General features: G+C 68.7%; 7 protein-coding genes and 3 pseudogenes. 5 read left to right on the plus strand and 5 right to left on the minus strand.

The window, feature by feature from the left end; genetic code table 11:
- Positions 1–253, minus strand: a pseudogene (locus tag AB0J64_RS55685) (hypothetical protein); the annotation flags it as partial.
- A 269-nt stretch (positions 254–522) separates the two neighbouring features.
- On the opposite strand from AB0J64_RS55685, the gene AB0J64_RS55690 reads away from it, so the two are divergent.
- Complete coding sequence (locus tag AB0J64_RS55690; RefSeq protein ID WP_364046452.1) at positions 523–849, plus strand: transposase family protein; 327 nt, start codon at positions 523–525, stop codon at positions 847–849.
- 199 nt (positions 850–1,048) lie between these two features.
- Here the strand turns inward: AB0J64_RS55690 and AB0J64_RS55695 are convergent, their stop codons facing one another.
- Positions 1,049–1,609: a DinB family protein gene (locus AB0J64_RS55695; protein ID WP_364046454.1), complete on the minus strand. Its 561-nt coding sequence runs from the start codon at positions 1,607–1,609 to the stop codon at positions 1,049–1,051.
- Between the two features lie 410 nt (positions 1,610–2,019).
- Positions 2,020–2,188, minus strand: a pseudogene (locus tag AB0J64_RS55700) (Tn3 family transposase); the annotation flags it as partial.
- 400 nt (positions 2,189–2,588) lie between these two features.
- Between AB0J64_RS55700 and AB0J64_RS55705 the strand changes: the two are divergent.
- From AB0J64_RS55705 to AB0J64_RS55720, 4 genes are all read left to right on the plus strand, one after another.
- A complete protein-coding gene (locus AB0J64_RS55705; protein ID WP_364046456.1) occupies positions 2,589–3,119 on the plus strand; it encodes an RNA polymerase sigma factor in 531 nt (176 codons plus the stop codon).
- Positions 3,116–4,285, plus strand: a complete 1,170-nt coding sequence (locus AB0J64_RS55710; protein ID WP_364046458.1) for a CU044_5270 family protein — start codon at positions 3,116–3,118, stop codon at positions 4,283–4,285. Before AB0J64_RS55705 ends, AB0J64_RS55710 begins: the two co-directional genes overlap by 4 nt.
- 350 nt (positions 4,286–4,635) lie before the next feature.
- On the plus strand, positions 4,636–6,393 hold the full coding sequence (locus AB0J64_RS55715) for a DUF4158 domain-containing protein (protein ID WP_364046460.1): 1,758 nt from the start codon (positions 4,636–4,638) through the stop codon (positions 6,391–6,393).
- Complete coding sequence (locus AB0J64_RS55720) at positions 6,369–7,652, plus strand: transposase (RefSeq protein ID WP_364046462.1); 1,284 nt, start codon at positions 6,369–6,371, stop codon at positions 7,650–7,652. The genes AB0J64_RS55715 and AB0J64_RS55720 overlap by 25 nt, the downstream gene beginning before the upstream one ends.
- A gap of 86 nt (positions 7,653–7,738) precedes the next feature.
- Here AB0J64_RS55720 and AB0J64_RS55725 read toward each other — a convergent pair.
- A pseudogene (locus AB0J64_RS55725) lies at positions 7,739–9,001 on the minus strand (MFS transporter); the annotation flags it as partial.
- Between the two features lie 432 nt (positions 9,002–9,433).
- On the minus strand, positions 9,434–10,936 hold the full coding sequence (locus AB0J64_RS55730) for an ISL3 family transposase (protein WP_364046464.1): 1,503 nt from the start codon (positions 10,934–10,936) through the stop codon (positions 9,434–9,436).
- Between the last annotated feature and the right edge of the window lie 172 nt (positions 10,937–11,108).

Raw genomic sequence — 11,108 nt, forward strand, 5'->3', positions numbered from 1 at the left:
TGGCGGTCTCTGGGCCGTGGATGATGCGATGGACGGTGGAGCGTCCGACGCTGTACTCGGTGGCCAGGTCGGCCAGGGACACCTCGCCCTCGGCGTAGCGCCGGGCGGGTTCGGGCAGTTTGGGTTGCTTGTCCTTGAGCTTGCCGTTCTTCTTGGCCAGGGCCATGCCCTCGCGGTCGAAGCTGGCCGACCGCGGCTGGCTGCACAAACGGCCCGACGGGAAGTTCACCGTCCGCCCGTGACCGGCCCGCACGGACGGCAGGGCGTAACCAAGGTGCCACCGGCGGCTGTTGGAATTGTGTTCTGCTGCGCGGCCACCTGCGGTCGATACGGTTCAGGTGGCGGGCACTGCCGGCCGGGAGGATCGCGACCATCGTGCTGGCCGTGCTGCGGCACGATCAGCACCTGGCCGGCATGGCCGGCGGCAACGACGTCTCCGCCACCACCATCCGGCGCTGCGCGACGAGCTGATCACCTTGCCGGCCGCCAAGGCCCCACGGCTGGACCGCGTCCTGAAGACGATTGCCCGGCGGGACGGCGAACCGGCCGAACTACTCCGGCAAACACCACCGCCACAGCCTGCACGTCCTCGCTCTGACCGACGAACGGGGCCGGATGATGTGGATCTCCGCGGCTCGGCCCGGCCGCACTCACGACATCACCGCCGCCTGCCGTGACCGCATCCTGTCCCACCTACGCGCCGCCGATCTCGGCTTCCTCGGCCTGGACAACGACCCGGATGCCCCCGTCGTCGTCACCGGCTTCAAGGCCACCCGCGCCCGCAAGCTCACCACCAGCGAAAAGGAAGTGAACCGGGCGTTCGCCGCCTGCGTGCCCTGTTCGTCCTGACGAACCTCGAAGGAGCCCGCCGGCAGATGATCTACACCCGAGACCTCCGCCCAACACCAGCATGACCACCCCGAACGACCCTCACGCCACCACCCTGACCAGCTACTTCAAGAGGGCGCAGCTTCACTGAAGCTCGCAGCCACGGAGCGTCACGGAGTCCACGTAGGTTTCCGCAGCTCGATCGCCGGTTACCGAAAAGTCATATGCGGCGTACGGCTCCGTCCTGCCAGCGGTAGAGGTCGCGCAGCAGGGAAATCTCGGCGCCGTGATGGATCAGCTCCCTGTTGACGTGCAGGACGATGCCCTCCATGGGAAACCGCTCGGGACCCACCGTGGGCGGATTCTCCAGGTCAGCGTCCGAGAGCTCGCGGACCCCCGCGTTCCATCTCCCATACATCTCATCGAGCTGTTTTAGCGCCTCGTCAGCGGTCCCCGCGTAGGCGAATGTCTGGGAGTCGACATCCTGGCCGCCGAAGTGCCATCCGACCCGATAGCCCAGGCAGGAGACGATGATGTGCGCCAGCCGCCAGGCAATCGTGGTCACCGGCGCCGGCACCGGGCCAGGGGACGCAAAGTCCATCGCCCATTCCCCCGAACCTGCCAACACCGGTGCGGCCGACGTGCCACGTGGACGGATGCTCCAGCAGCCGCGCACCGGCTCCCAGAAGTACTCCTCATCGGTAAGACCGTCCAGCCGCGGCCGCAGATTCTTGTTCCAGTGCCGGTCCAGCTGGTCCGCGAGTCGCTCGCTTCTTGTCATTTCCGCACACTACAGACAACGGAGACCTGGCTGTGACCCTCGCGGACGCCGTCGCCTGGCGTGGGCCGCGAGAGCGTACCGCACCGGGAGATGACGCTGGGGGCTGATGCGCCCTTCGGGCCGCGCCGCCGCGAGCGGCTGTTTGACATTGACAACCCGGCCGGCTGGATTGGGTTCAATGATCCAAATGTGACAGCCTCGACCGATGACATGACGGATGATCAAGACCGCAGACTCCCGCCCGAGATCAGCATGAGTATCCCGAGCGAGCACCACGCCAGAGCCTCCGACCTGCATGTTCGAAGATGGCGAAGACTCACTGATCGCCGCAACGGCACACCTCCGTCGGGAAGGGCGGGGGCGTCGGGGATCTCGCCGAGCCGCCGCAGTCCTTCGGCAGGTGTTGAGGAGGTGATGGAGTAGCGGCCCAGGCCGTTGAGGTGGGCGTGGCCGAGCGGGGACAGCCGGGCGGCATCCTCGTCCTTGACCGGCACACCTTGGGGCGCGCAGCCGGTCGACCGCGACCGACAGGTGCTTGGAGTTCCACAGCGCGACCGCATGGACGACCAGCCCCAACGCGGCATGAGGGCATGACGAGCATCCGCGTTTCCGCAGGTCACGACCCATGCAGTCGGGGCCTGGACGGCTGTGACGCGGGCGGCGTACCCGCGATGCGCCTTGCGCTCGGCCCGATGCGGGCAGAGGTCTCTCGCCGAGACGGATGTAGTGGCCGAGGCTGGACAGGTGCTGATGGCGGGACTTGGCCCGCAGGGGTCCGGTCGGCGGCGAACGCGAGTCTTACCGACCCATAACCCGGTACCGCACTTCGCCAGGCATCGCCTGCGGCGCCGCATGCCTTGCAGCGTGGGGACGGCTCACGGCCCCGCGGCATGTTCGCGAGCGAACGGTCTTCGCATCGACTGTAAGACTGATCCGCCTTTGACCATTACCTGATGTAAGGGCCAAAGAAGGAGCCTATGTGCTGAATGATGAGGAGTTCGCCGCTTTATTCGATGCGTACCGCCCCCGGGTGTACGCGTACGCGGTGAGCAGATGTGGTCGCCGGCTGGCCGAGGAGGTGGTCAGCGAGACGTTCGTGGTCGTGTGGCGACGGCGGGACGTCATCCCGGCCAAGGCGCCCTTGCCCTGGCTGCTGGGTGTGGCGCACAACGTGATCCGCGAGCTCTATCGCGACGAGCTCCGGCAGGCGGCGCTGGACGAGGCGCTGCGCGTCTGGACCGAGGAACTGGAGAGGGACGTGGCCGACCAGGTAGCCGAACGGGCCACTGCGATGAAGGCCCTGTCCACGTTGAGCGACGCGGACAAAGAAGTGCTGACCTTGGTCGCGTGGCACGGGCTGACCTCGGCGCAGGCGGCCGCGGTGGTGGGAAGTTCGCGATCGGCGTTCTTCGTCCGGCTGCATCGGGCCCGCCGACGACTGGAGGCCGCCATGAACAGCGTGACGGCAGCCGGTCCTCGGCCCGCATTCGTCCCGGAGGAGGAGAAGTGAAGCGGAAGAACGCGCTCGATCTGCTGGCGGCGGCCCGGCCCGCCGACCTCGACCTGCCGGGGTCGTTCCCGGCGATGGAGGAGTTGCCCACGCCGGTGCGGCGGGGCCGCGCACGGTGGGTCGGGGCAGTCGCCGCGTCGCTGGCCACGGCGTCCGTGATCGGGGTGCTGGCCTTCCCCCGCCTGCTCGACCCCGCCGTCTCCACGGGGCAGGTGGCTACCGGTCCCGCCGGGAACGCGCTGGACACGGCGGCCCGCAACGCGGCCGCGCAGCGGCAGACGCCCGGGCGGTTCTGGTACACCGAGGGCCTGATCCTGGGTGAGGAGATCATCGGTGTGCCGGGCAACCGGTACCGGATCAAGACCCGGGTCCAGACTGGCCGATGGGCCCCGCGCGACCCGGCGGAGCTCACCGTGTTGTCCGAACGCGGCATGCCCACCGTGCCGGCGTCCGGACAAGAGGAGCAGGCGTGGCGGCGAGCAGGAAAGCCCAAATTGTGCGGGAACGACACCGACTGCCGGAACGACACGGCTCCGCTCGGACGCACGAGGTTCATGTTCATGCCCAGCACCTGGCCCTACAGAGATGACGGGATCACGCTTCCCGCCGCTGAGCTGCTCGATCTGCCCAAGGAGCCGGACGCGCTGCGAGAACGCCTGCTGGCGTTCTGGCCCGCCTACAGCAAGACCATGAAGGACTGGCCGTCACCGCCCGCAGGGAGCTCGCTGCCCACGAAGGACTCCTGGCTCCTCGACATCTCCCTGGGCCTGCTCCAGCACGCCCCGATCTCAGCGGGCACCCGCGGGGCCCTCTACCGGATGGTGGCGAACCTGCCTGGTACCCGCGCCCTCGGCCGCATCCCCGACGCCGAAGGACGCCTGGGGATCGGCATCGGATGGATCCAGGCTGTGGGGGACGGGCAGAGCGAGCGGCAACTCATCGTGGAGGAATCCAGCGGTCAGGTGCTCGCGTTCCAGAACGTCGTCGTGAAGCCCTGGTCACAGGACCCGGCGGGCAGCGAAGGGACCGCGACCGCGGGCCTGCCCGCGGGAAGCGTCGTCCACGCACTCGTCTACCAGCGAGCCGCCTGGACCGACACTCCCGCCCGCCTTCCCAAGGGGTGCCATGCCCCCACTCCGACCTACCGGAAGGACTGCGTCGGCTGAGGCCCCGACATCTGTTCGGCGGTCAACCCCTTGGACCTGCAGGGTGGTGCGCGACTCCGGCACGTTATCCGGTACATCGCTCCCGACGGCGCGCGGCGGCCGGCATGAGCGCCGCGCCGAAGATCGCCGCGTTGCGCGGCTGAGGCGTCAGCCTCGCCGCGGCCGCCGACGCCTTCCTCGCTACGGCGCGCACGGCCAATCCGAACACCCACCGCGCCTACGCCTCGGCCATCGACCGCGTCATCGGCCCCGGACTCCCACCTCTGCCCCCAGGGGAAAAGTAACCGGCGGGTAGCTTTTGGGTAGTCAGATGATCCCGTTTCCCTGTCGTCATCGCCTCGTTGGGCTGAATGAGTGATCCCGCGATTGACGAGGAAGGGGCGGGCGTGCGGCAGGAGTGGTCGCCGGAGGAGGTGGTCGAGTGCCGGACCCTCGTGGACGGCGATTGGGCCTTGGTGGCGAACAAGACGGGGGCGACTCGGCTCGGCTTCTGTCTGATGCTGAAGTTCTTCGAGCTGGAGGGCCGATTCCCGGAGTTCGTTGAGGAGATCCCACAGCCTGCGGTCGACTACGTCGCGGAGCTGGTGAAGGTGTCGGCCGCGGAGTTCGCGAAGTACGACCTGGCCAGCCGGGCGGTGAAGCACCACCGCAAGCAGATCCGCGAGGCTCTGGGGTTCCGGCCGTCGACCCGGGCTGATGAGGAACGGCTGATCGCGTGGCTGGCGGACGAGGTGTGCCCGGTCGAGTTGGTGGAGGACCGGCTGCGCGAGGCCCTGCTGGTGCAGTGCCGGGAGGACCGGATCGAGCCGCCGGGCCGTATCGACCGCATCGTGAACGCGGCGCAGACGCGGTCGGAGAAGGCGTTCTGCACGCGGACGATCGAGCGGCTGGGCGAGGTGCGCGCGGGGCGGCTGCTGGCGCTGGTGGCCGAGGACAACGAGGCCGGGGCCGCGCTGCTGGCGTCGCTGAAGCGCGACCCGGGGGCGGTGGGGCTGGACTCGCTGCTGGCGGAGATCAACAAGCTGAACGACGTCCGCAAGCTCGGTTTGCCCGACGGGCTGTTCGCGGACTGCTCGGAGAAGCTGCTGGCCGCCTGGCGGGCACGGGCGATCAAGATGTACCCCTCCGACTTCAGGGAGACGAATGAGGATGCGCGGATCACGCTGCTGGCCGCGCTGTGTGCGTCCCGGCAGGCAGAGGTCACCGACGCGCTGGTGGACCTGCTGATCGCCCTGGTGCAGAAGATCAACGCGCGGGCCGAGCGGCGGGTGGAGAAGCAGCTGACCGCGGAGCTGAAGAAGGTCCGCGGCAAGGAAGGCATCCTGTTCAAGCTCGCGGACGCCGCGATCGGCAAGCCCGATGAGGTCGTGCGTACGGCCCTGTACCCGGTGGTGGGTGAGAAGACGCTGCGCGATCTGGTCGCCGAGGCGAAGGCGAACGACAAGGTCTTCAAGGCCAAGGTCCGCACCACCTTGCGCGCCTCCTACAGCAGCTACTACCGGCAGATGCTGCCGCCACTGCTGAAGACGCTGGGCTTCAAGTGCAACAACACCGCCTATCGGCCGGTGATGGACGCGCTCGCGCTGCTGGAGAAGTACGCCGAGGTCGACGGCAAGACGCGCTTCTACGACGCCGGCGACGAGGTGCCCATGGACGGCGTGGTCCGCAAGGACTGGCGCGAGGCGGTCGTCGACGACAAGGGGAAGATCGAGCGCATCCCGTGCGAGCTGTGCGTGCTGGTCGCCCTGCGGGACGCGATCCGCCGCCGGGAGATCTACACCGAGGGCGCCCTGCGCTGGCGCAACCCGGAGGACGACCTGCCCGGCGACTTCGAGACCACCCGCACCGTGCACTACGCCGCGATCCGCCAGCCGATGGACCCGCAGGAGTTCATCGCCGACCTCAAGCGGCGGATGACCGCCGGCCTGGACCGGCTGTCGGCGGCCCTGGCGGACGGCAGCGCGGACGGGGTGAAGGTCACCACCCGGCACGGCGACCCATGGATCATGGTGCCGAAGCTGGAGCCGCTGGCCGAGCCCACCGGCCTGCAAGCCTTGAAGGAGGAGGTGATCCGCCGCTGGGGGTGCTCGATCTCATTGACGTGCTGAAGAACGCCGACTTCCTGACCGGCTTCACCGACGAGTTCTTCTCGGTTGCCTCCTACGAGCGCATCGACCGGGCGACCCTCCAGCGCCGCCTGCTGCTCGCGCTGTTCGCGCTGGGCACGAACATGGGCATCCGCGCGATCGTCGCCACCGGCGAGCACGGCGAGACCGAGGCCGCCCTGCGGCACATCCGCCGGCACTTCATCACCGTCGACAACCTCCGCGCCGCGGTGACCAAGCTGGTCAACGCCACCTTCACCGCCCGCGACACCGCCTGGTGGGGCCAGGGCACCGCATGCGCCTCGGACTCGAAGAAGTTCGGCTCCTGGTCGAGCAACTTCATGACCGAGTACCACGCCCGCTACGGCGGCAACGGCGTGATGATCTACTGGCACGTCGAGCGGAAGAATGTCTGCATCTACTCCCAGCTGAAGTCATGCTCGTCGTCCGAGGTCGCGGCGATGATCGAGGGCCTGCTGCGGCACTGCACGGACGCCGAGATCGAGTCCAACTACGTCGGCACCCACGGCTCCTCGGTGGTCGGTTTCGCCTTCACCGAGCTGCTGAACTTCCGCCTGCTCCCTCGGTTGAAGAACATCGGCAGCATCCGGCTGTACCGCCCCGACGACGACCCGCCCGGCTGGCCGGCCCTGGGCGGCTCGCTGATCCGCTCGATCAATTGGGACCTGATCGCCCAGCAGTACGACCAGATGGTCAAGTACGCCACCGCCTTGCGCCTGGGGACCGCGGAGGCCGAGCAGGTGCTTCGCCGCTTCACCCGCGGCGGACCCAAGCACCCCACCTACCAGGCCCTGGAAGAACTCGGCCGGGCCGTGCGCACCATTTTCGCCTGCGACTACCTGGCCAGCCCCGACCTGCGCCGCGAGATCCACAGCGGCCTTCAGGTGGTGGAGAACTGGAACAGCGCGAACACCGTCATCCACTACGGCAAGGACGGTGCGCTGACCGGCGCCGACAAGGAACACGCCGAGACGTCCATGCTCGCCCTGCACCTGCTCCAGTCCGCTCTGGTGCACGTCAACACCCTGCTGCTGCAACAGGTCCTGGCCGAGCCGGAGTGGGCGGGCAGGCTCACCGCAGAGGACCGGCGGGCTCTGACCGCCCTGTTCTGGTCGAACATTAACCCGTACGGCACGTTCCGTCTGGACATGGACAAACGTCTGGAGCTGCCGCTGTCCGCTGTGGTTCCCGGCCCGCGCCGGGCGGCCGAGCACGCCGCCCGTCCAGCGGGCGTGTCGTGAGGGACCTGGCGCCGCCCTGGGGCGGTCGGCCCCGGCGGGGCGGGGGCGAGGAGGAAGGGGCAGCGTGGCGCATTCCTCCCGGTGCGTCACTGCCGGTGGGCGGCACGCTGCCGCTTCGCTTCCTCGATGGTCTCCTCGCGGATCGTCCGGAAGAAGGGGAAGAGCAGCAGCGCGCACGCCAGGGCGCCCAGGGCGAAGACCAGCCGGGGCCCAACGAGCTGCGACAGCACACCGGCCAGCGCGGCACCCAGGGGCATGCCGCCCCAGCCGATGAGGCGGCTGGCGCTGCTCACCCGGCCGAGCAGCGCGTCGGGGATCAGCTGCTGGCGCAGCGTGACCACCGTGACGTTCCACAGCCCGCTGCCGACGCCTCCCAGGAACGTCACCGCCGCGACACTCCACACCTGTGCCGTCAGCGCTGGCACCGCGAGCATGACGATTCCCGTGACCACGTCGATGGCGAGGAGATTGCGCGTGCCCAGCACCCTGCGGACCCGGCCGGCGGTCAGCGAGCCCAGCACGCCGCCGAGGGCGAGCGTGGTCAGCAACAGCCCGTATCCCGTGCCGCTCAGACCCATGGGTCCGGGCGTCACGGCGTACAGCACCAGGACCGCGCTCCACGCACTCCAGGTCGCTGCCATCACGCAGACCATGATCGCAAGATTCCACAGCACCGACTGCCGCCGCAGGTAGTGCAAGCCTTCGGCGAGTTCATCCCGCAGCCGGGGCCGCGCGGCCGTCGCTGTCTCCTCCCGGCGTTCCCCGTCCGCCTCGGTGCGGTCGCGGGGGTCGTAGGAGCTGCGCAGGAGCAGGAGCACCGCTCCGGCCGCCACAAGGTAGAGGCCCGCCATGCTCAGCGTGGCGGTGATGGCGCCGATGGCGACGAGCAAGCCGCCCAGCGGCGGGCCGACGAACTCGTTCAGTGAGGAACGGGCGCTCTCCAGCCGAGCGTTGGCGCCGTCGAGCCGGTCCTGCGGCACCATCACGGGCAGGACAGAGGTCGTGGTCAGATCCGCCACGAGTTCGGCCGTGCCGAGCAGGAAGGCCACGACGTACAGGAGGGGAAGCGGCGCCACGTCTCCCGCCAGGGCGAGCGCCAACAGGACCAGGGCCACCGCTCGCAGCACATGCGCCCGCAGGATCAGGCGGCTGCGCTCTGCCCGGTCGATGAGTATGCCGATAGCCAGCGTGCACAGCACGTACGGCAGCGTCTGCGCCCACATCACCCCGGCCACCAGCCCCGGCGACGAGGTGAGGTCGAGAGCCGTCAGCGGCAGGACGATGACCACAAGACCGTCCGCCAGGCTGCTGAGGCCATAGGAGGCCCACAGCCCGGCGAAGTCCCGCCGTGCAGCGGGCTGAAGTACCGGTGCTCATCCATGGCCTCTCTCGGGCTTGCTCGGACCGCTCGCGGAGGCGAGCCTGGCGTCGTCGGCACGGGGACGGCCGTCCCCGGCGTGTCTGGGACGGCCGTCCGGAGGTCTCGGCGCGACGCCGTCAACACAGGAGGGCACACGTGGCCCGGGTGAACGTAGCACGAAGATCCGGCGGTCGGAAAGCTCCATCTCCAGGCTGTCCATCTTGTGCAGGATGGCTTCCGGGTCGCCGTAGAAGTCATGGACTTCCGGCGTCCAGGAATAGGACACGCAACCGAGTGCGGCTTCGGTTTGTTCTATCTGCGACACAGCATGCGCTGTCGTGGTCACTGCTGATTCCAATCATCGGGTACCGGGTCTGTACGGGGTCACTGGCTCTGTCTCAGATTCGGTGGTGACGGAGAGCTAGGCCAAGAGAATGCGGTGGCGGAGCAGCGTGAAGCCAGCCCGGCCGTGCATCTGGCGCATGATGCGTTTGGTCTTGGTGTTCACGCCTTCGGTGCCGCCGTTGTGGAAGGGCAGGCTGATGGCCGCGCGGACGGCTTCGCGGTCCTGGTCGAGGCCGCGGATGAAGGCGTGTAGATGAGGGAGGTTGGCGGCGCGGGCGGTGGTGATCCACGCGTCGAGCTGGTCGGCGTTGTCCTCGCGTGGCCGGAGCAGGTCGGCGAAGCTGCGGACGAGTTCGGCCAGGTCGATCATCTCGGGGCAGGTGGTGGTGAGGTCGTCGAGCAGGCGCCTGTGCTCGTCTTTGAGGTTGTCGGGCTGGGTGAGCAGGAGCCGGGCGAGGCGGCGGGGTGAGATGGGCAGGCGGTCGGCTTCGACGCGGCCTTGGGTGATGTAGCGGTAGAGCAGGTTGAAGCTGCCCGGGTAGCCGAGGGCTTTGATCTCGTTGAACAGGTGCAAGACGGGGACGGCAGGGTCTTCGGCGCGGCGGCGCCGCAGGTGGTCGCGGTAGGGATCGACGAGGGTGGGCCGGTACTGCGGAGCGCGTTGCAGGCGCATTGGTTCGGGCACGCGGGCGTAGCGTTTGACGGTGTTCAGTCCCAGATTCAGTCGGCGGGCGCATTCAAGCAGACCGACGCCCTTGCTGAGCAGGTCGTGGATCTGCTGCCAGCGCTCACGGGTGGTCTGCGCGCGTTTGCTGTCCTTGATCGGTGGTCCGGCCTTGGCCCAGCAGGCGCTGTGCCTGGCGACTTCCTTCGTGACGGCCTCGCCGAAGTTGTGCCACAGGTGCCAGCGGTCGGCGACCTGGATGGCGTCAGGAAGTGCGCGGCGGATCGCTTCGGCGTAGGCGCCAGAGCCGTCCCGGCACACGATCTGCACCCCGGGATGGGCGCGCAGCCAGGCTTCCAGGACGTCGGCGGTGCGGCCGGGCAGGACGTCGATGCGCTCGCGGGTCTCGGCGTCAATCAGCACGGTGGCATAGCGGTGACGTCGGCGCAGCGCGAAGTCGTCCACGCCCAGCACGCGGGGGATCCGCGGCGGGGGCAAGGGCAGACGCAACAGCAGGCGCAGGGCGGTATGCCGCGATAAGTGCACGGCCAGCGCGGATAACGCTCTCTTGCCGGCGCGTCCGGCCAGCTCACGAACCACAGCGCCGATTTGGGAGGTCAGGCGAGAGGTGCGGCGTTGGTAGCGTTCCAGCACCTCGGGCACCTGCTCCCGGAAGGTCTGACAGCAACCGCGGGTCGGACAGACCAGGCGGCGGACCCGCACCACCACCAGCACCCGGCGGGCGTCGATCGGGACATCGGCCACACAGCGCTGGTGATAGCCGTGAACCCGCGCCGTCTCGGCCCCGCAGCCTGGACAGGCGACCGAGCCGTCGGGGGTTCGCGCACGTACCCGAATCTGCTCGCCCTCGTCCGCCACGTCTTCTACGACCAGCGGCGATAACCCCGAAAACACCGTACGCACAAGATCGTCCACACCGAGTACAACTTAGCGTGACGTTACGGCACCTTCCGTCACCACCGAATATGCGACAGAGCCGAGTCGGCCTGGAGCGCGGTCTCGGGATTACTCCCGGTCCGTTTCTCCAGACCGCTCGCCGAACCCGCCGTGCGCCTCTCAACGCAAC

It is taken from the genome of Nonomuraea sp. NPDC049695 (assembly GCF_040674955.1).
Classification (GTDB): Bacteria; Actinomycetota; Actinomycetes; order Streptosporangiales; family Streptosporangiaceae; genus Nonomuraea; species Nonomuraea helvata.